The 19,342-nt window shown below is 61.6% G+C and carries 18 protein-coding genes; 9 read left to right on the plus strand and 9 right to left on the minus strand.

The annotated features are described in order from the left end of the window. The first annotated feature begins 83 nt into the window (after positions 1–83). Complete coding sequence (locus tag AC4PTT_RS19470) at positions 84–1,832, plus strand: ATP-binding protein (protein WP_492162784.1); 1,749 nt, start codon at positions 84–86, stop codon at positions 1,830–1,832. A gap of 3 nt (positions 1,833–1,835) precedes the next feature. Next, the gene (locus tag AC4PTT_RS19475; RefSeq protein WP_492162785.1) at positions 1,836–3,434 is read left to right on the plus strand and encodes a putative bifunctional diguanylate cyclase/phosphodiesterase; all 1,599 of its coding nucleotides are present in this window, start codon (positions 1,836–1,838) and stop codon (positions 3,432–3,434) included. Between the two features lie 74 nt (positions 3,435–3,508). Here AC4PTT_RS19475 and AC4PTT_RS19480 read toward each other — a convergent pair whose 3' ends face one another. From AC4PTT_RS19480 to AC4PTT_RS19495, 4 genes are all read right to left on the minus strand, one after another. After that, positions 3,509–4,795: a TRAP transporter large permease gene (locus AC4PTT_RS19480; protein WP_206544850.1), complete on the minus strand. Its 1,287-nt coding sequence runs from the start codon at positions 4,793–4,795 to the stop codon at positions 3,509–3,511. Beyond that, positions 4,792–5,349: a TRAP transporter small permease gene (locus AC4PTT_RS19485; protein WP_492162786.1), complete on the minus strand. Its 558-nt coding sequence runs from the start codon at positions 5,347–5,349 to the stop codon at positions 4,792–4,794. Before AC4PTT_RS19485 ends, AC4PTT_RS19480 begins: the two co-directional genes overlap by 4 nt. A gap of 82 nt (positions 5,350–5,431) precedes the next feature. Next, the gene (locus AC4PTT_RS19490; protein WP_492162787.1) at positions 5,432–6,418 is read right to left on the minus strand and encodes a TRAP transporter substrate-binding protein; all 987 of its coding nucleotides are present in this window, start codon (positions 6,416–6,418) and stop codon (positions 5,432–5,434) included. Between the two features lie 69 nt (positions 6,419–6,487). Beyond that, positions 6,488–7,537: a 4-hydroxythreonine-4-phosphate dehydrogenase PdxA gene (locus tag AC4PTT_RS19495; RefSeq protein WP_206544852.1), complete on the minus strand. Its 1,050-nt coding sequence runs from the start codon at positions 7,535–7,537 to the stop codon at positions 6,488–6,490. Between the two features lie 126 nt (positions 7,538–7,663). Here AC4PTT_RS19495 and AC4PTT_RS19500 point away from each other — a divergent pair, with 126 nt between their 5' ends. Continuing rightward, positions 7,664–8,314 carry a GntR family transcriptional regulator gene (locus AC4PTT_RS19500; RefSeq protein WP_492162926.1) on the plus strand — a complete coding sequence of 217 codons (651 nt, stop codon included), beginning with the start codon at positions 7,664–7,666 and terminating at the stop codon, positions 8,312–8,314. Positions 8,315–8,329: 15 nt separating this feature from the next. On the opposite strand, the gene AC4PTT_RS19505 is transcribed toward AC4PTT_RS19500, so the two are convergent. The 3 genes from AC4PTT_RS19505 to otnK are packed head-to-tail and all read right to left on the minus strand — an operon-like array spanning position 8,330 to position 11,006. Then, entirely contained in the window at positions 8,330–9,100 is a 771-nt protein-coding gene (locus AC4PTT_RS19505; protein WP_492162788.1) for a hydroxypyruvate isomerase family protein, read from the minus strand. Continuing rightward, entirely contained in the window at positions 9,100–9,747 is a 648-nt protein-coding gene (otnC, locus tag AC4PTT_RS19510) for a 3-oxo-tetronate 4-phosphate decarboxylase (RefSeq protein WP_492162789.1), read from the minus strand. Before otnC ends, AC4PTT_RS19505 begins: the two co-directional genes overlap by 1 nt. Next, positions 9,744–11,006, minus strand: coding sequence for a 3-oxo-tetronate kinase (gene otnK, locus AC4PTT_RS19515; RefSeq protein ID WP_492162790.1), 1,263 nt, complete (start codon positions 11,004–11,006; stop codon positions 9,744–9,746). The genes otnC and otnK overlap by 4 nt, the downstream gene beginning before the upstream one ends. 263 nt (positions 11,007–11,269) lie before the next feature. Here otnK and AC4PTT_RS19520 point away from each other — a divergent pair, with 263 nt between their 5' ends. The 5 genes from AC4PTT_RS19520 (at position 11,270) to AC4PTT_RS19540 (ending at position 16,666) form a co-directional block, all read left to right on the plus strand. Further along, positions 11,270–13,087, plus strand: coding sequence for an IlvD/Edd family dehydratase (locus AC4PTT_RS19520; RefSeq protein WP_492162791.1), 1,818 nt, complete (start codon positions 11,270–11,272; stop codon positions 13,085–13,087). Between the two features lie 113 nt (positions 13,088–13,200). After that, on the plus strand, positions 13,201–13,992 hold the full coding sequence (locus AC4PTT_RS19525; protein ID WP_206553161.1) for a GntR family transcriptional regulator: 792 nt from the start codon (positions 13,201–13,203) through the stop codon (positions 13,990–13,992). 123 nt (positions 13,993–14,115) lie between these two features. Then, positions 14,116–14,850 carry an SDR family NAD(P)-dependent oxidoreductase gene (locus AC4PTT_RS19530; protein ID WP_492162792.1) on the plus strand — a complete coding sequence of 245 codons (735 nt, stop codon included), beginning with the start codon at positions 14,116–14,118 and terminating at the stop codon, positions 14,848–14,850. A 28-nt stretch (positions 14,851–14,878) separates the two neighbouring features. Next, positions 14,879–15,721, plus strand: coding sequence for a fumarylacetoacetate hydrolase family protein (locus AC4PTT_RS19535; RefSeq protein ID WP_206548612.1), 843 nt, complete (start codon positions 14,879–14,881; stop codon positions 15,719–15,721). Positions 15,722–15,742: 21 nt separating this feature from the next. Then, complete coding sequence (locus tag AC4PTT_RS19540; RefSeq protein WP_492162793.1) at positions 15,743–16,666, plus strand: NAD(P)-dependent oxidoreductase; 924 nt, start codon at positions 15,743–15,745, stop codon at positions 16,664–16,666. Positions 16,667–16,672: 6 nt separating this feature from the next. Here AC4PTT_RS19540 and AC4PTT_RS19545 read toward each other — a convergent pair whose 3' ends face one another. Continuing rightward, positions 16,673–17,116, minus strand: a complete 444-nt coding sequence (locus tag AC4PTT_RS19545) for a PACE efflux transporter (RefSeq protein WP_283800729.1) — start codon at positions 17,114–17,116, stop codon at positions 16,673–16,675. Between the two features lie 116 nt (positions 17,117–17,232). After that, positions 17,233–18,714 (minus strand): S8 family serine peptidase, encoded by a 1,482-nt coding sequence (locus AC4PTT_RS19550; protein ID WP_492162794.1) that lies wholly within the window; start codon positions 18,712–18,714, stop codon positions 17,233–17,235. Between the two features lie 110 nt (positions 18,715–18,824). On the opposite strand from AC4PTT_RS19550, the gene AC4PTT_RS19555 reads away from it, so the two are divergent. After that, complete coding sequence (locus AC4PTT_RS19555; protein WP_113156905.1) at positions 18,825–19,316, plus strand: RNA polymerase sigma factor; 492 nt, start codon at positions 18,825–18,827, stop codon at positions 19,314–19,316. Positions 19,317–19,342: the final 26 nt, after the last annotated feature.

The raw sequence follows: 19,342 nt of genomic DNA on the forward strand, positions 1-19,342 counted from the left end.
AGTTGCAGGTCCCAGACACCATGCCTGAGAGTTTCAACGGCTTCCCAAGCGCCTTATCGAACAGAAATGCGGATGACTGCTATGTGAGTTCGGTCAAGGGATCGGAAGCTTACATAGAATTGCCCATCGCCACGACGACAGAAGAACTGCGCACCACCGTCGGCAAATTCATGGCCATCGAGACCGGCGCGCGGGAGCTTCTGGGTCAGGTCACGGAAGTGTCTCTGAAAACCCAGGCAGCGAGCACGACGGGAGGGCCGAAGGCCATTGCCCGGATCGATCTGGTCGGCGAAATTTCAAGCGACGCCAGCGGCCAGCGCCGGTTTCGCCGGGGCGTCAGCGCCTATCCAGCGATTCACGACCGGGCCCGGATTATCGGCAGCGATCAGCTGCGCCTGATCTTTCGGGGTGACAAGAGTTCCTTTGCCGAGATCGGCCGGCTGCATCACGACACCAGCGTTCCCGCTTATGTGGACGTTGAAAACCTCGTCACCAAGCACTTTGCGGTGCTCGGCTCGACCGGTGTTGGCAAATCGAGCGGGCTTGCGGTCATCCTCCGGCAGGTCATCGCAAGCTGGCCGGAACTGCGGGTTCTGATCCTCGACAATCACAATGAATATGGCGGCGTCTTTGCCGATCAGGCGAACCTGGTGGGTGCGAAAAATCTGCGATTGCCCTACTGGCTGTTCAATTTTGAGGAATTTTCCGACGTGCTTTACGCTGGAAAACCCCCGATTTCGGCAGAAATCGACATTTTGTCGGAATTGATTCCGCTGGCCAAAACGCAATATCTCAACCGCCGCCAGACGGGCGAGCGCGCCAGCAGCCTGCGCAAGAGCGAGCCCCGCCAGAGCAGTTTCTCGGTCGACACGCCCGTGCCCTATCTGATGCAGGATCTGCTGGCGCTGATCGACGAGCGCATGGGCAAGCTGGAAAATCGCTCCTCGCGCATGACGCACCACCGTCTGATCGGGCGGATTGAAACGGTGAAGAACGATCCCCGCTACGCTTTCATGTTCTCCAATGCCACCGTTGGCGGCGACACGATGGCGGCCATCCTGACGGAGCTTTTCCGGCTGGAAGCAAACGGCCGTCAGGCGACGATCATCCAGTTGGCGAGCCTGCCCATCGAGGTGGTGGACGCGGTGGTCTGTGTGATTTCGCGCCTTGCCTTCGATTTCGGCATGTGGAGCGACGGCGCGATGCCGCTGCTGCTCGTCTGCGAGGAAGCGCACCGCTTTGCCGCCGCCGATCCGACCGTTGGCTTTACGCCGAGCAAGAACGCCCTTTCCCGCATTGCAAAGGAAGGCCGTAAATATGGCGTCTATCTCGGTCTGGTGACGCAGCGCCCTGCCGAACTCGACCCCACCATCATCTCCCAGTGCAACACGCTTTTTGCCATGCGGATGGCCAATGAGCGCGATCAGGCGCTCCTGAAATCCGCCGTTTCCGACGCGACTGCCAATCTGCTGGAATTCGTGCCGTCTCTTGGGACGGGTGAAGTTGTCGGTTTCGGCGAAGGCATGCCGCTTCCCGTCCAGTTCGTTTTCAATCGTCTTTCGCAGGAATTGTTGCCGCGAAGCGAAGCCGCTGCCGCGCTGCCGAAAGATCTGAGCCCGGCCTCCAGAACCGAATTCGTCAACGCGGTCGTAGAGCGCTGGCGCGGCTCGATCATGAGCCAGGCGCAGGGGCAGACGGCGAGTGCCGGACAGAGCGAGAGCATCGGTTCTCAAACGCCGTCCGGCAACGCAGCCTACCAGCGTGCAGAACAGGCAGAAGACAAGATTTCCAAGGCCCTGCAGCAGGCGCGCCGTGAATATCTGAGCCGCTAGCAGATGCCTCCTGCCCGCGCCCTGCCCTCCGATCTGGAGGAAATTCTGGAAAACGCCTCCTTCGGGCTGGCCGTTACGGATGCGGATGGGCTGGAAGTCTATGCCAACCGACAGGCGGGCCTGCACCGGCTTTCCGGAGACGAGGCGACGGTGCGGGAAATGCGTTTTGCCACGCAGACAGGCGACCGCAGCTTCAATGTGAGCCTGTGGCTGGATGCCGAAGCCCTGCCCGATCTCGATGAAGAGATATTCCGGCTTGCCTTCTTCGATGAACTGACGGGATTGCCGAACAAGACCCTGCTTGGCCGCATGGTCGGGGCGGAACTGCAAACGCATGCCGACCGGCAGGCAGCGCTTTTCCTGATCGATCTCGACGGGCTTGGCCGTACCAATGACTATTACGGGGCCGCCTTCACGAACCTCCTGATCGCCGCCTTCTCTGAACGCATGTCGTCCTGCGTGCGCAGTTGCGATGTTCTGGGTTATCTCGCAAACGGTATGTTCTGCATCTTCGTCACCGATCTCGAAGATCTCGACATTTCCGATTATGCGAACCAGCTGCTCGCCCGCGCCAAGGAGCCCTTTCTCATTCAGGGCATCGAGACATTTTCCTCGGCTTCCATCGGCATCAGCCTGTTTGCCGAAGATGGTGCGGATTTCGAGACCCTGCTCGTTTCCGCCGATCAGGCGCTGCGCGCGGCGAAGTCGGAATCGAAAGGCCGGATCGGCTACAAGCCGACAGCGTCTGCCCTGCGCGGCACCACCGATATGTCCATCGAACAGCGGTTGCGCACGGCGCTGCGTGACCAGAAACTCTGCTGCGTCTATCAGCCCAAGGTGAGCCTGAGGGACAACACGGTGGTTGGCGTTGAAACGCTTCTGCGCTGGCGCGATGACGATGGAAAACTGCAGGCGCTCGGCGATTTCGTGAATCTGGCCACGGATGCCGGTATCATCGACGCGGTTTCTGAGCATGTCGCACATGAGGTGATGGACTCCCTGCCGCGCATCGACGCCGTCTTTGCACCGAGCATTTCCATCAGCCTCAACATCACGGCGCATCAGGCGAGCAGTCCGGTTTTTACCCGCAACCTGCTCGACCTTCTGACATCGTATCATCGCCCCGAGCGCTTCATTCTCGAAATCACGGAAGAAGCATTCCTGAATGGTGAGCTGCTGAGCAAAAACACGCTGCCCATGCTGCGCGAAGCGGGCGTGAAGCTCTCAATCGACGATTTCGGGGTCGGCTATTCCTCGCTTTCCGCACTTGCCGCAGTCACCGCCGATGAACTGAAGATAGACCGTTCCTTCGTGCAGAACGTTCACTGCCGCCCGCGCAGCCAGAGCGTTCTCAAGACCATTGAATCGCTTGGCCATGCGCTGGACATGAAGCTGGTGATCGAAGGTGTCGAGACGCTGGAAGAAGTGGAATATCTTAAGCAGAATACGGCCATTGACGTGGCGCAGGGGTACTATTTCAGCAAACCGTTTGCGCTCGAAGAATTCGTCGATACGAGCGACCTCCTGCCTTCAGGGAGGACGCGGGAACAGGCGCGGACCCATGCGCCCGCCCGGACGCCCGGCAACCGTTCGTCACGCTAGGTCCTGACGCTAAAACGCCCACCGTCTCATTGAAACGATGGGCGTTTTCAAGGCCTGCATTTCGCGAGGGACACCTAGCGGTCGTAGAAGGCGTCGACCAACCCCAGTGAAACTGGCGGCACATAGGTGACGAGCAGCAGCACCAGCATCAGAACCGCGATGAAGGGCAGATTGGTCTTGGTCGTGCTCCACACATCCGTCTTGGCGATGGAGCAGGAGGTGACCAGAACACTGGCGACCGGCGGGGTCTGCTGACCGAGCGCGATGTTCAGCGTCAGAAGAATGCCGAACTGCACCGGATCAATGCCAAGCTGATGCACGAGCGGCATGAAGATCGGCACAGTCAGGATGATGGCCGCTGCGCCGTGCAGGATCATGCCGAGGAACAGCAGGAAGACATTGATGATCATCAGGACGATGAGCTTGTTCGTCGTGATCGACAGAATGCCCTGCGCCAGGCGCTGCGGCAGCTCCGTTTCGGTGAGGTAGAGGCCGAGAACGGCAGAGCTTGCGACCAGAAGCATGACCACGGCGGTCTGCACGACGCCCTCCACGAGCGAATGATAAAGCCGCCCGAGGTCGATCTCCCGGTAGATGAACACGCCGATGAAGAGTGCGGTGACAACCGCGAGGCCTGCACCCTCCGTTGCCGTGACCAGACCGCCGAAAATGCCACCCAGAATGATGATTGGCAGAACGAGCGCCCAGGCAGCATCCTTTGTCGCGTGCCACAGGCGCGGAAGGCTGAAGCCATCCTCGCGCGGCAGGTTGTAGCGCACGGCGAAATAATAGGAGAGCGCCATGAGAAGAAAGCCGCCAAGCACGCCCGGAACGATGCCGGCCACGAACAGCTGCACGATCGACGTGTTGGACAGGGCGCCATAGAGGATCATCGGGATCGACGGCGGAATGATGATCGCCAGCGAAGCCGATGACGAGGTGATGGCCGCCGCGAAACGCGGATTGTAGCCGCGCTTCTTCATGGCCGGGATCAGCACCGAACCCGTGGCGGCAACATCGGCCACGGCGGAGCCGGAGATCTCTGCAAAGAACATCGACACACCCACATTGACCATGGCGAGGCCGCCGCGGATGAAGCCGATGAGTGCGGAAACAAAGGCGATGAGGCGCGTGGAAATGCCGCCGGTGTTCATCAGCGCGCCGGCAAGGATGAAGAGCGGGATCGCAATCAGCGGGAAGCTGGTCGCGCCATCGAAGATGGAGAGCGCGGCGTTCAGAAAGCCCAGATGACCGTTGAGCAGCCAGAGGCCGGCAAGCGCGCTGGCGAGGATCGACACGGCAATCGGCAGGCCGATTGCGATCATCGCGAACATGGAAAGAAGGATAAGGGCTTCACTCATCGTGCGTTCTCCGCCTGAACACGCGACAATTCATCCTGCGCGCGGGCAATTTCATGTTCAATTTCGACGGCTTCCGGATCAATGCCGGCCTGCGTGCTGCGCAGACGTTCCGGCAGGGTGAGAAGGCGACCGACGATCATCAGTCCGGCGCTCAATGGCAGAACCGACTGCACGAAGCTTCGCGGCACGAAACGCAGCGTCGTCATGCTTTCATTGCCAAAAATTTCCAGAATGGCCCAGCCGGCCCAGGCCATGGCGGCGAAGGCGGCGATGAAGATGGTCTCGCCAAGCCAGAAAAGCAGCATCCGTAGGGCGGGCGGCGATCCGAGAAGCAGACCATTGAAGCCCAGATGCGCGTTGCGCAGCGTGGCCAGAACTGCCCCGGAAAAGGTGATCCAGGCGAGGAGCACCGCCGCGACCTCATCATACCAGATGAGCGAATTTCCCGAGTATCGAAACACGACACCGAGCACCACAACGCAGGAGAGCGCCAAAAGCAGCGTCAGCGTGACCGCCTGCAAAAAAAGATCGAGCCAATGGGCGAGCCGAACCATATCAAGAAACCCCAAGCCGGGCAGAATGCAAATCGAGTGGAAGTGGCGGGTGGCGCCCATGTTGAGACGCCACCCTGGGGCGTCAGGAACCGTCGGCCAGCGACAGCGCCTGATCGATCATCGCCTGGCCGTTTTCGACTTCGGCGGCGAATTTGTCATAGAGTGGCTTCGAGGCCGCGACGAAAGCGGCGCGGTCGGCCTTGTTGACCTTCATGCCGTTTTCCTCGAGCTGCTTCAGCAGATCACCATCCTTGGAAGCGCCCATTTCGCGCGCCCAGATGGCGACTTCCTGTGCCGTCTCGGCGAGAACGGTCTGCACTTCCGGGTCAAGCTTCTCGAAAGCGGCGACGCCGACCGTCGGATAAGCCGGCGAATAGACGTGGCCCGAAAGCGACAGGTATTCCTGCACTTCTTCGAGCTTGCCCGCGGCAATGTTGGTCAGCGGGTTTTCCTGACCGTCGATCACACCGGTCTGCAGCGCGACAAAGACTTCGGAGAAGCCCATCGGCGTGGGGTTTGCGCCATATTCCTTGAACATCGCCACGCGCCAGGACGAGTTCGGCGTGCGGATCTTCAGGCCCTTGAGGTCTTCCGGGGTGTTGATCGGACGCTCATTGTTGGTGATCTGGCGGAAGCCGTTTTCCCAGATCGCCAGCGGGCGATAGCCCTGCTCCATGGCGGCCGGCACCAGTACGTCCTTGAAAAGGGTCTCGTCGATCTTCGTCAGATGCTCGCGGTCCGCCACAAGGAAGGGCAGATCGAAGATCGCGTATTCCGACGCAATGTCGGGCATGGTGGAAGACGGCAGCGTCAGGTGCATGGTCCCGAGCTTGATCTTCTGCAGCATGTCCTTGTCCTTGCCCAGCTGAGAGCTGTCAAAGACCTTGACCACGGCTTTGCCATCAAGCTTTTCGTTCACACGGCGTGCGAACTCGCTGGCCGTCTGCTGCTGCAGAGAACCGGTGGCAGCGCTGAGACCGAAGATGATTTCTTCCTGAGCCTGCGCGACGCCGGCGCCCGTTGCCGGCAGCAGGGCTGCCAGACAGAATGCAATGTGCTTCAGTTTCATGACTTTCCTCCCTTGATTTTCTCTCCGCGCGGCCCTCCCTGGCCGCCCGGCACTGCTTGCCAGGTTCACCTAACCGGAAACCGCCTGCCGCTCGTGCGAGGCAGAAGCTTCGGCGCCGTTCTGCGAACCAAGCTCGTCTCCGAGCCGGCGGCCAAGCGCCAGCGCGTTGAAGGTCGCTCCCGTATCGGCGATGCCCTTGCCCGCAATGTCGTATGCCGTGCCATGGGCAGGCGTGACGATCGGGAAAGGATAGCCGGCAATCAGTGTGACGCCGCGATCGAAGCCGAGCAGCTTCATCGCGATTTGTCCCTGGTCGTGATACATGGTCATCACGGCGTCGAATTCGCCCCGGATGGCCCGCACAAACACGGTGTCGGAGGGGATCGGCCCGGTTACGGCCAGCTGCTCCTGCTGCGCGCGTTCCACTGCGGGAAGCAGGATGTCCTCGTCTTCCCAGCCGAAATTGCGACCGTCCCCCGCATGGGGATTGAGCGCTGCCACACCGATGCGCGGACGCTTGATGCCAGCGCCTTCCATCACCTCGGTGGTGAGTTTGAGGCTCTCATAGATCCTGTCGACGGACAGCTTGTCGGCAACGTCGCGCAGGGGAATGTGCGACGTGACGCGCGCGTTCCACACTTCATCCAGAACGTTGAACTCGCGACCGCTGCGCTCTGCCTCGATGGTGGCGTCGATGAAGCCGATTTCATCCACATAATCGGACTTTGCCAGCCGCATCGCGTGCTTGTTGAAGGGGGTGAAGAACACCGCTTTGGCAAGGCCCGCCTTGCCGACCTTCAGAGCCGCGGCAAAATTGTCGAGCGCGGCGCGACCACCTTCCATGCTGGCCTCGCCGATGGGCACGTTTTCGGGGTCGCAATTGCCCATGTCGACGAGGACCGTGCCTTCAGGAAGATCGCCTTCTAGCGCCTCGCGCGGCACCACTGGAAGATCGAGCGAAAGGCCGGCCTGACGCGCACCCAGCGCCAGAACCCGCTGATCGCCGATCACGATCAAATCGCCAAGATTGGCTTTCTCATCGGCCAGGATACGTGCCGAAAGCTCCGGACTAATGCCCGCTGGATCTCCAATCGCAAAGGCGATGCGTGACTGCTGCATTGTGTATTCCTTATTTTGTATACAAAATATACAATTAAAAATTCGCACGTCAACGCATCTTTTTGTATGTTTCGAAAATCCCGATGATTCAGGAGAGCTCGTTTGGAACTCAGCAGCCCCTTTCCCATGGAAGCCGTGGCGATCGAAAAGCAGACACTGCATGACCAGGTCGCCAACCGCATTCGTGATCTCATCATTGAGGGCCATCTCGCGCCCGGCACGCGCATCGACGAAACCATGCTCGTCGAGCAGCTTGGCGTCTCGCGCACGCCTTTCCGCGAAGCGCTGCGCACACTGGCGGCCGAAGGGCTGATCATCATTCGTCCGTCGAAAGGCAGCATCGTGCGCAAGCTCACCGCGCAGGATGTGTTTTCGATGCTGGAATTGCTCGCGCATCTGGAAAAGCTGGCGGGACGGCTGATCTGTGAACGCGCCAGCGATGCGGAGATCGACGGCCTTCTGAAGCTTCATGAGGAAATGCTGAAGCGCTATCGGGAGGGCGACCGCCTGCCCTATTACAAGCTGAATCAGGAATTCCACTCGCGCGTTTCGGAGCTTGCGGGCAATGAATCGCTGCGCGATGTGCAGGCGAACATTCAGGCGCGTCTCAAGCGCATCCGCTTCCTTGGCAACAGCAAACCCGCCTATTGGGATTCCGCCGTTGCCGAACACGAGCAGATGGCCGCCGCCCTTAGAAAGCGCGACGGCGAAGCGCTGGGCCAGGTGATGGCGCAGCACCTGATGAACACCTGGGACCGGGTGAAGGATCACATCTGACGGCGCGCTGCGCCGTCAAGTGTTGGCAAACGCCCTGGCCCAGCCAAGCCCCTCATCCGTGCCCGCGCGCGGCTTGTATTCCGCGCCGAAGAAACCGTCATAACCGCCAGCGCGCATGGCGGGCAGCAGGCGCTCGAAGCAGATCTCTCCCTCATCCGGCTCCGCACGCGACGGCACTGCCGCGATCTGCACATGGCCGATGAGATCGCCATGGGCGGCAAAGCGGCGAACGAGATCTCCCTGCATGATCTGGGTGTGATAGCAGTCGAACATTATCTTGAGGTTTGGTGTTCCGACGCGTCGGATGATTGCTGCCGCCTGCTCCACGCGGGAGAGGAAATAGCCCGGCACGTCATGGTGGTTGATCGGCTCGATCAGGATCGTGATTCCATGGGGTTCGGCCGCCTTGCAGGCATGGGCGAGATTGGCCGCGAACGCGGCTTCCGCCGCCTCGTCTTCCGCTATCCGGCCCGCCATGACGTGAACGGCGCGCGCACCCACTGCGGCAGCGTAGGCCACCGCCTCGTCGATTGCCGCGCGGGCTTCCTCCTCGCGCCCGGGCAGGGCCGCGAGACCGAAATCTCCTTCGCGGTCGCCCTTGCGGGTGTTCAACCCGAGAAGCGGGAGCCCCGTTTCCTCAAGGGCGGCGCGCAGCTCATCGGCCGGAACCGCATAGGGCCAGTGGCACTCGACGGCTCCGAAGCCGGCCGCGTGGGCCTTGCGGACCGCATCCGGCAGGGAAAGCTCTGTCCAGAGGAACCCGAGATTGGCGGAAAAACCCTCCATCAAGACCACTCCACATCGAATTTCGTCACCACCTGAGCGATCTGCTCGGATGTCAGAACGCTGGGCGAGAGCCCGCGCGTGAGAAGCGCAAGCCGCGCGGTTTCCTCCAGCTCCTCAATGGCCTGACCTGCGGCGCGCAGATCCTTGCCCGCCACGACAGGGCCGTGATTGGCCAGCATGACGGCAGAGCGCTTTCCGGCCAGTCCGCGGATCGCTTCGCCGATGGCGACATCGCCGGGGATGAAGTAGGGAAGCAGCTTCACCTTGCCGAGCTGCATGATGGAATAGGCCGTGAGCGGCGGAAACAGATTGTCCGGATCGACATCCGGCAAAAGCGACCAGGCGACGGAATGCGTGGAGTGCAGATGCACGATGGCGCCTGCCTTGGAGCGCGTTTCGTAAAACGCCTCGTGCAGCGGCATTTCCTTTGTCGGCTTGTCGCCATCCACATGCCGGCCCGATGCATCGAAACGGCTGAGCCGTGCCGGATCGAGCGTGCCAAGCGTTGAGCCGGTGGGCGTTACGAGAAGGCCGCCATCGCTTGTGCGGGCGGAAACATTGCCGGTCGCGCCATGGGTCAGCCCGCGCGAATGAAGCGAGGCGGCAAGCGTGCACATTTCCTCGCGGAGTCTGCTCTCTTCACTCATGCGGCTTCTCCCTTCAGCACATCAAGCGCCTTCGTGAAAAATACGTCGTCACCGAAATTGCCGGATTTCAGCGCCACGAAAACGGGGCGACCGGCGGCCTTGAGCGCGGGAACGCCCGGCGCGATCTCCGGCCCCACATCAAGTGCCAGAAGATCAAGCGCCTCAACAACGGCTCCCGATGTCTCGCCGCCGGCAACCACGAGCCGCTCGTAACCATCGGCCACGAGCTGCACGGCTGCTGCCGCGAAGAAGCCTTCAAGAGCGGATGCAACTTCCTCGCGGCCGAATGCGGCCTGCGCGGCACGCACCACGTCCGGGTCGGCAGAGGAATAGACCAGAGGCGCAATGCCGGCGGGCTGCTCCCTGACCCATGCGACTGCTGCCTGCGGTGTCATTTCGCCGGAGAGCACGGCTTCCGGCTCGATCTTCAGGGCGGGATGAGCCGCTGCGTATTCGCCGATCTGCCGGCGCGTCTGACCGGAGCAGGAGCCGGAAAGAATGGCGGCACGGCCGGAAGATCCCTGCCAGCCTTCACCGCCCTGTCCCAGAAGGCCCGCATCGCGGAAGTTTGCCGGCAGGCCCAGCCCAAGGCCGGAGCCTCCCGTGACCAGCTTCATGTCGCGGACGGCAGCACCGATCTGGTGCAGATCGTCATCGGCAATCGTGTCGACAACGATGCGCGTCCGGCCATTGGCGGCCTCCTGGCGCAGCGCGCCTGCAATTGCGTCGGCTCCCTGGCGCACGGTCTGCGCGCCGACATGACCGACCGAACCAGTGGTCTGCGGGGCGAGCCAGCGACGGATATCGGCATCGCGCATCGGGGTTAGCGGGTGGTGCTCCATGCCGCTTTCGCTGAGCAGACGGTCATTGACGAAGAGATGCCCCTGATAGACCGTCCGCCCCGTCGCCGGAAAGGCCGGGCAAACCACCGTTTTCTCCGCGCCAAGGCGCTCCATCAGCGCGTCGATGACGGGGCCGATATTGCCTTCGGGTGTTGAATCGAATGTCGAGCAGTATTTGAAATAGATCTGCTGCGCGCCCTGCTCCAGAAGCCACTCGACAGCCTCAAGCGACTGGCGCACTGCGTCCGCCACGGGGATGGTGCGCGATTTGAGCGCGACCACGCCCGCCTCCACGGACGCGTCGGCGGGGCCATCGGGCACGCCGCAATACTGGATGGTTTTCATGCCGCTCTTGGCCAGCATGTTGGCGAGATCGGAGGAGCCGGTAAAGTCATCCCCAATACAGCCGAGCAACATTCGCATCTCCTCCATACGCAATTTCGCGTAAATGTGACAACGTATCCATAAAAGTCAATGGAGCTGACATTTCCAGATTGGGAATTGAGAGAAGACTTTCAAAGGAAGATTAAATATCTCAATTCAATCAGCTTTTGTGGTTGGAGAGATGTGTGTTTCCGGTGTCGAGCAGCATCACTCGTTCACTGAAGTCGATAATTTTTTGCGTATACATTAATGGGGAAGTGGGTAAGATGGCCTGAAATCGAGCATCCGGAGATGTCATGAGCAGCGATCAGAAACGCCCTTTCCTGCGCTCACGCGCCTGGTTTGACAATGCCGACAATCCAGACATGACGGCGCTCTATCTTGAGCGTTATCTGAATTTCGGCCTGTCGCAGGAAGAATTGCAATCGGGCAAGCCGATCATCGGCATCGCGCAGACCGGCTCCGATCTCTCGCCCTGCAATCGTCATCACATCGAGCTGGCGAAACGGGTGCGCGAGGGCATTCGTGAAGCCGGCGGCATTGCCATCGAGTTTCCGGTGCACCCGATACAGGAAACCGGCAAGCGCCCCACCGCATCGCTCGACCGCAATCTCGCCTATCTGAGCCTTGTGGAAGTGCTTTATGGCTATCCGCTCGACGGCGTTGTTCTGACCATTGGCTGCGACAAGACCACGCCCGCACTTTTGATGGCGGCGGCGACGGTCAACATTCCGGCCATCGCGCTTTCGGTTGGGCCGATGCTGAACGGCTGGTTCCGGGGCGAGCGCACGGGCTCGGGCACAATCGTCTGGAAGGCGCGCGAGATGATGGCCGCAGGCGAGATCGACTATGAGGGCTTTGTGCGCCTTGTCGCCTCTTCGGCCCCATCGACCGGCTATTGCAACACGATGGGCACGGCGACCACGATGAACTCGCTGGCGGAAGCGCTGGGCATGCAGCTGCCGGGCTCCGCCGCCATTCCCGCACCCTATCGTGACCGGCAGGAAGTGGCCTGGCGCACGGGCCTGCGCATCGTCGACATGGTGCATGAAGACCTGAAGCCAAGCGATGTGATGACGCGTGAGGCGTTTCTGAACGCGATCCGGGTCAATTCCGCAATTGGCGGTTCGACCAATGCGCCTATTCATCTGACAGCCATCGCTCGCCATCTTGGCGTCGAACTCTCCATCGATGACTGGCAGACCCATGGCGAGACAGTGCCGCTCCTGGTGAATTTGCAGCCAGCGGGCGAATATCTGGGCGAGGACTATTACCATGCGGGCGGTGTGCCGGCGGTGGTGAACCAGCTCATGTCCGCAGGGCTGATCCATGAGGATGCCAAGACGGTCAATGGCAAGACCATTGGCGAGAATTGCGGCACGGCGGCCATTGCCGATGAAAAGGTGATCCGCCCCTTCGACAACCCGCTCCGGGAAAATGCGGGCTTCCGCATTTTGAAGGGGAACCTGTTCGGTTCCGCAATCATGAAACTGTCGGTCATTTCCGATGAATTCCGCGAGCGCTATCTCTCCAACCCGGACGACCCGATGGCGTTTGAAGGACGCGCCATCGTGTTTGACGGGCCTGAGGACTATCACGCGCGCATTGATGACCCTGCAATGGACATCGATGAAAACAGCGTCCTGTTCATGCGTGGCGCAGGCCCGATCGGCTATCCGGGTGCGGCGGAAGTGGTGAACATGCGCGCGCCCGATTACCTGATCAAGCGCGGCGTGACCTCCCTGCCCTGTGTGGGTGATGGCCGCCAGTCGGGCACTTCGGGTTCTCCCTCCATCCTGAACGCATCGCCGGAAGCGGCCGCCAATGGCGGGCTTGCAATCCTGAAAACAGGCGACCGCGTGCGCATCGACCTGAACAAATGCACCGCGGACATGCTTTTGCCGGAGGATGAACTCGACCGGCGTCGCACGGAGCTTGAGAAAGCCGGAGGCTATGCCTACCCGGCGCATCAAACACCCTGGCAGGAAATCCAGCGCGGCATGGTTGCGCAGCTGGATGCCGGAATGGTGCTTGAGCCGGCCGTAAATTATCAGCGTCTCGCGCAGGGCGGCAAGGATGGCAAAATGCCTCCCGTGCCACGCGACAATCACTAGGGTCAGGACCGGCTCATGAAGATCTGTTTGCGGACAGCCAAAACGCTTGTATCTGGCAGCGAACATCTGCCAACCATGACAGGCGCACCGGCAGGTTTGCGGCACGGAAGGCAATGAGGGAGGGAGCTCTGAGCAAGACCGAAGGCAAGAAGGCGGCGACCGCAAAGCAGGCATCCGGGAACAGGGCCGCCGAAACGGCTGTTGCCGTTTCGCGCCCGCGCCCCAGCCTGCAGGGGATCGGCAAGATGCCGGCGCGCGACCGCGCCTATCACGAGCTGAAATTCCGTATTCTCGAAGGCCGGCTACCGCCGGGCACCACGCTTCTGGAAACGGAAGTGGCCAGCCTTCTTTCGCTCAGCCGCACGCCCGTGCGCGAAGCGCTGATCCGGCTAGAGGAAGAAGGGCTCGTCGATGTGCGGCCCCGCCACGGGATCACGGTCAAGGCGCTGACGGTGGATGAGATCGAGCAGATCTATCAGGTCTTTTCAGCGCTCGAGGTGAAGGCGGCGCAGCTGACCGCACGGCGCGGCATCAGCGCTGAAGATCACAAGCGGCTGGATGGCATCCTCACCCAGATGGAGCGCGCCTCGCAGCGCGGCGACATTGAAAGCTGGTCGGAGCTTGATGACGAGTTCCACTCGGAACTGGTGGGGCTGTGTGGCAACCCGCGCCTGCTCTCCATGCTGAGACAGCTCTGGGATATGCAGTATCACGCCCGCCGGGCAATCACGAAGCTGCGTCCGCTGCCGCTCGTCTCCGACCGCGAACACCGGGCAATTCTCGACGCCATCGCGGCGGGAAATGCGGAGGAAGCGACCCGGCTGCATCAGGCGCACCGCGACCGCGCCGACCAGCAATTGCTGTCGCTTCTGCGCCAGCGGGGCACGACACCGACAGAGCTTTAAACCGTCTTTGCGGCCAGTGAGGCCAGAACCGGGACTTAAGACGTCCAGAAACAATGTATACATTGTGATTTGCCGATGTCTGTGCGAAGACAATCAGCGGAACGAAATGAGGAGGGGCATTTCATGAACCACATCGATCTTGAGGGAAAAAGAGCGATCATCACCGGCGGTGCCCAGGGCATTGGACTGGCGACGGCGGAGCGCTTTATCGAAAGCGGTGCGGAGGTGATCCTCTGGGACATCAATGCCGACATGCTGGACAAGGCCGTGGCGGAGCTGGGGGAGAAGGCCGCCGGCCGCGTGGTGGAACTGACCGAGGAAAATGCGGTGACCGAAGCTGCACGGCAGGCCGGCGCAATTGATATTCTCGTCAACAATGCCGGCATCACGGGCGGCAACGGCAAGACCTGGGAGCTTGCGCCCGATGTGTGGCGGCGCACGGTGGAGGTCAATCTTGTCGCGCCCTACCTCACCTGCCGGGCGCTGATACCGGGCATGATCGAGCGTGGCTATGGCCGCATCGTCAACATTGCTTCCATCGCCGGCAAGGAAGGCAACCCCAACGCCTCGCATTATTCGGCCTCCAAGGCCGGGCTGATCGGGCTCACCAAATCGCTGGGCAAGGAACTGGCCAAGACGGGCGTTGTCGTGAACTGCCTGACGCCGGCGGCCGCCCGCACCCCGATCTTCGACCAGATGAGCCAGGAGCATATCGATTACATGCTCTCGAAAATTCCATTGGAGCGCTTTCTCGAACCGGCGGAAGCGGCGGCAATGATCGCCTGGCTTTCTTCGGCAGAGTGCTCCTTCACAACCGGCGGCGTGTTCGATATTTCCGGCGGACGCGCGGTCTACTGATCCGAGATAAATACAGAGGAACGATGACATGAAGCTGTTGCGTTATGGCCCCGCAGGGCAGGAAAAGCCGGGCATGCTCGCGGCGGACGGTACGCTGCGCGATCTTTCCGGCACTGTCGCCGACATTGCCGGCGACGTCATTTCGCCAGAGGGGCTGGAGCGCCTGCGCGCTATCGATCCGCAGTCCCTGCCTGTGGTTGAGGGAGAGCCGCGCCTTGGCCCATGCGTGGCCGGCCTGCAGAAGATCGTGTGCATCGGTCTCAACTATTCCGACCATGCAGCCGAAACCGGCGCTGAGCCGCCGGAAGAGCCGATCATCTTCGCCAAGGCGCTCAACGCGCTGTGCGGTCCCAATGACGATGTGGAAATGCCGCGTGGCTCCACGGCGCTCGACTGGGAGGTGGAGCTGGCCGTGATCATCGGCAAGAAGACGAAATATGTGAGCGAGGCGGATGCGATGGATCACGTCGCCGGTTTCGCGATCATGAACGACGTCTCGGAGCGGAATTTCCAGACCAAGCGCTCCGGCCAGTGGACCAAGGGCAAGAGCCACGACACGTTCGGCCCGCTCGGGCCCTGGCTTGTCACGCGCGACGAAGTGGCCGATCCGCACAATCTCGACATGTGGCTGGATGTGAATGGCGAGCGCCGCCAGACCGGCAATTCGAACACGCTGATCTTCAACGTGCCGCACGTGATTTCCTACCTCTCGCAGTTCATGACGCTGATGCCCGGCGACGTGATTTCCACTGGCACGCCGCCCGGCGTGGGCATGGGCATGAAGCCGCCGCAATATCTGAAGCCCGGCGACGTGATGACGCTTTCCATCGCCGGTCTCGGCGAACAGCGCCAGACAGTCGTTCAGGCCTGATTACAGGAAGTGGAGCCCGCCATGAGCATCAGGAATGTCACCCTCATCGGCACCGGCATCATGGGCGCGCCCATGGCGCGCAACATTGCCGCGGCGGGCTTCAACCTGACCGTCTGGAACCGCACCCGCGCCAAGGCGGAGCCGCTTGCGGATGTCGCAACGGTTGCGGACGACCCGCAGACGGCCGTGGCGCAGGCTGACGCCATCGTGACGATGGTCGACAATTCGCCCATCGTCACCGAGATCTATTTCGGCGTGAACGGCATTGCGGAGCGTGCGCCGAAAGGTGCGCTTTTCATCGACATGTCGTCGATCCAGCCAGCGGTCGCCCGCGATCATGCGCAGATGCTCTCCCAAAGCGGGCACAGACATCTGGATGCGCCCGTATCGGGCGGCGAGAAAGGGGCCATCGAAGCAACGCTTGCCATCATGGCGGGCGGCGATGCCGAAGACTTCGCCGATGCGGAGAAACTGCTCTCCTCCATGGGGCGGGCAACCCATGTGGGCACGCACGGGGCCGGTCAGGTTGCGAAACTCGCCAATCAGGCAATCGTGGCTGTCACCATTGGCGCGATTGCCGAAGCATCTCTTCTGGCGCAGGAAGGCGGATGTGATCCGGCTGCACTGCGCGATGCTCTGATGGGCGGCTTTGCCACCTCACGCATTCTGGAACTGCATGGAGAACGGATGCTGGAGCGCAACTTCATACCCGGCGGCCCGCTTGAACTGCATCTCAAGGATCTCGAAAACGCGCTCGAAGTGGCCGAAGCGGCCAGGCTGAAACTGCCGCTCACGGAACAGACGCGCGACGCGTTTCGCGCGCTTGTTCATGACATGAAGATGGGCCGACACGACCATGCGGCCTATCTGCTGTGGCTTGAGGCGATCAATCCCGGAAAGCGGCTCGGCAGCGGCGAGACGAAGGCCCCGCCGCTCAAGGGCTGAAAGTGATCAGGCCCGGCTGTTCTCAGGAGCGGCACGCACTTCGGGCACGGGAAAGATCAGGTCATACGCCCAGTTGAAAACGAAAGCGTAGACCAGATAGAAAAGCGCGAAAGAGGCGTTGACGAAGAGCGCTTCCACCATGGGAACGCCGAGAAGCGCTGCCGTGAACGGCATCAGGACGACCAGAAGGCCACCCTCGAACAGAACGGCGTGAACGACGCGCATTGGCACCGTTTTACGGACACTGCCGGTGAAACGGCGCAGCGCATGGTCGAAACCCAGATTGTAAATATAGTTCCACGCCGTGGCGACCGTGGCGCTGACGACCACGACGATGCCCATTTCGAACATGGGCTTGCCGAAAAGCCACGAGGCGATTGGCGTGACGATGAGAAGGGCGATCAGCTCGAAACTGACGGCGTGGCGAATACGGTCTGCGGCAGTGCGCATCTTGCTCCCCGTTGGTACTCGGGCCGTCCCGAAATGGTTCCCGGAATGGGGGAGGTCGTCCTCGCTTCAGCGTGCAATATAGGAAGCGTGTCGCACAACGCAAGGATGGTTTCAGATTACTCGCCCGGCAGGGCCGCCGGGCACAGGCCGGAGGCCTGAAGCAGGCCGTGACCGAACACCGGATCGCGCCCTTCAGCTCCGAGATCCAGCGCCGTTTCCGCGAGAATTGCCTTCACCGCCCGGTAGTCGAGGCTTTGATCCTGACGTTTGAGCATGGCCGCTGCTGCGGTGACGAAGGGGGCTGCGAAGGAGGTCCCGGTCTTGGGACGTGCGCCGGAAACCGAAGCGGCGGTCCAGACCTGCACGCCGGGGGCGGCAAAATCGATGTGGTCGCCCTGCCCCGCCCGGCGGTAAACGCGCTTTGCGCGGTCCACTGCCGTGACCGCGATGACCGTGTCATACGCTGCGGGATAGACCGGCTTCGCGCGCGGTCCGTTGTTGCCGGCGGATGCAACGACGACGACGCCCTTTTGCGCCGCCTCGTTGACGATCCGCTCGACCACTTCATTGGCCGCGCCCGCCAGGCTGAGATTGAGCACTGCGACCTCCTGGTCGACCACCGCATCGATGGCGGCGATCAGGTGATAGGCGTCGGCCCGTTCGTCGCCCGCCTTGCGGTAAAACGGATCGGCGGCGACGAGTTTCGCGCCATTGAGGAGCCCCGGCGACCGGCTTTCGCCGGAACCGATCAGGATCGCCGCGACCGCCGTTCCGTGCTGACGGCCTGAATCGGAGCCGCCCGACACTTCCATCTGGACGAACTCGATCTCGCCGCCGTCGAAGGTGGTGTGCTCTGGGTTGATGCCGGTGTCGACAATGCCGACGCGAACAGGGCTCGCACAGGCGGGATCCTGCCCGCCGGGCTCGACCCATCCGACCAGCGCCCTGTCGGGACAGTGCGGACCTTCGCAACCGATGAGCCCGGCGCCATCTGCACCACCGCGTGAAGACGGGCGATAGTGATGATTAAGATCGAGCAGTGCATCGGGCCTGAGTGCGCGTACGGTATCGCGGGCTGCATCGAGCGATTGTTCCGCCGGGATGCGCAGCCGGTAGAGCGTTGCCGTGAGTGACAGGAGGTCGATCTGTTCCAGGACGGCGAAGCCATCGTCGACGAGCGCCTCTATGTCTCCCTGGCTCAGTCCCAGCGCGATGACCTCACGGTCGGCGTGGATGGCGGGGGGCGGTGCGGCGCGCCGGGCAGCGGGCCTGCTGCGGCGCGGTGCGCTCTTGCGGGGATTGAGGCGCTGTTTCAACGCATCGAAGAGTGTCTTTCCGGAAGAGCCCGAGCGCCGGGACGACCCGGATGAACCGCCGGAGGAGCTTCCGCTGAAGCTCGTTCCCCCGCTGCTGCCGCCGCCTCCACCGCCGCCGTTGTCATCATCGTCATCATCATCGTCGTCGTCATCATCGTCATCGTCGGCAAATGCATAGCCGGCCGGGTCATTCACCAGCACGGGGGCGATCGCCATGGGCAATCCCAAAAGCGCGATGAACAATAGACGGACGAAGCAGCGATAGCTGTGTTTTGCGTTCATGAACCCTTCCATTCGACGCCTCATTAGCATTTTTTGGAATGCAGGCGAATAAACGGGCGAGCCCAACGTTTATTCCACATCATTCACGGAGAAGGCGCCCGGACCTGAACATGAAATCCACCTTTGCGGATGAAATCGTCGACCTTTTGCCGAATCTGCGACGTTACGCTTTCGTGCTGAGCCGCTCGCTGGACGTGGCCGACGATCTTGTGCAGCAGACCTGCGAGAAAGCCTTTGCGAGCCGGAGCAGCTATGCCCAGGGCACGAACCTTTCCGCGTGGCTGATACGCATCATGCGCAACACCTGGATTGACCGGGTGCGGCGCGACAGGACGCGCGGCGAAAGCGTGGACATTGTCGACCGGCCCGATGCGATTTTCACCGATGGTGCGCATGACACGGAAACGCATCTGATGCTCGGCAATGTGGCGAGTGCGCTGCAGGAACTGCCGGCGGACCAGCGCGAGATCATCATGATGATCTGCGTGGAGGAGCTCTCCTACAAGGAAGCTGCCGCCGCGCTTGGCATTCCCATCGGCACGGTCATGAGCCGGCTTGCCCGCGCCCGGACCACGCTCGCCGGAAAACTTGATCTAAACTGACAGGGCCGCATGACCTTTTGCGACAG

This window comes from Nitratireductor sp. WH36-1 (assembly GCF_058725515.1).

Excerpts from the sequence above, each read along its gene's own strand:
- AC4PTT_RS19475 (WP_492162785.1), top strand. The coding sequence starts at position 1,836 with ATGCCTCCTGCCCGCGCCCTGCCCTCCGATCTGGAGGAAATTCTGGAA.
- AC4PTT_RS19480 (WP_206544850.1), bottom strand. The coding sequence starts at position 4,795 with ATGAGTGAAGCCCTTATCCTTCTTTCCATGTTCGCGATGATCGCAATC.
- AC4PTT_RS19485 (WP_492162786.1), bottom strand. The coding sequence starts at position 5,349 with ATGGTTCGGCTCGCCCATTGGCTCGATCTTTTTTTGCAGGCGGTCACG.
- AC4PTT_RS19490 (WP_492162787.1), bottom strand. The coding sequence starts at position 6,418 with ATGAAACTGAAGCACATTGCATTCTGTCTGGCAGCCCTGCTGCCGGCA.
- AC4PTT_RS19495 (WP_206544852.1), bottom strand. The coding sequence starts at position 7,537 with ATGCAGCAGTCACGCATCGCCTTTGCGATTGGAGATCCAGCGGGCATT.
- AC4PTT_RS19500 (WP_492162926.1), top strand. The coding sequence starts at position 7,664 with ATGGAAGCCGTGGCGATCGAAAAGCAGACACTGCATGACCAGGTCGCC.
- AC4PTT_RS19505 (WP_492162788.1), bottom strand. The coding sequence starts at position 9,100 with ATGGAGGGTTTTTCCGCCAATCTCGGGTTCCTCTGGACAGAGCTTTCC.
- otnC (WP_492162789.1), bottom strand. The coding sequence starts at position 9,747 with ATGAGTGAAGAGAGCAGACTCCGCGAGGAAATGTGCACGCTTGCCGCC.
- otnK (WP_492162790.1), bottom strand. The coding sequence starts at position 11,006 with ATGTTGCTCGGCTGTATTGGGGATGACTTTACCGGCTCCTCCGATCTC.
- AC4PTT_RS19520 (WP_492162791.1), top strand. The coding sequence starts at position 11,270 with ATGAGCAGCGATCAGAAACGCCCTTTCCTGCGCTCACGCGCCTGGTTT.
- AC4PTT_RS19525 (WP_206553161.1), top strand. The coding sequence starts at position 13,201 with ATGAGGGAGGGAGCTCTGAGCAAGACCGAAGGCAAGAAGGCGGCGACC.
- AC4PTT_RS19530 (WP_492162792.1), top strand. The coding sequence starts at position 14,116 with ATGAACCACATCGATCTTGAGGGAAAAAGAGCGATCATCACCGGCGGT.
- AC4PTT_RS19535 (WP_206548612.1), top strand. The coding sequence starts at position 14,879 with ATGAAGCTGTTGCGTTATGGCCCCGCAGGGCAGGAAAAGCCGGGCATG.
- AC4PTT_RS19540 (WP_492162793.1), top strand. The coding sequence starts at position 15,743 with ATGAGCATCAGGAATGTCACCCTCATCGGCACCGGCATCATGGGCGCG.
- AC4PTT_RS19545 (WP_283800729.1), bottom strand. The coding sequence starts at position 17,116 with ATGCGCACTGCCGCAGACCGTATTCGCCACGCCGTCAGTTTCGAGCTG.
- AC4PTT_RS19550 (WP_492162794.1), bottom strand. The coding sequence starts at position 18,714 with ATGAACGCAAAACACAGCTATCGCTGCTTCGTCCGTCTATTGTTCATC.
- AC4PTT_RS19555 (WP_113156905.1), top strand. The coding sequence starts at position 18,825 with ATGAAATCCACCTTTGCGGATGAAATCGTCGACCTTTTGCCGAATCTG.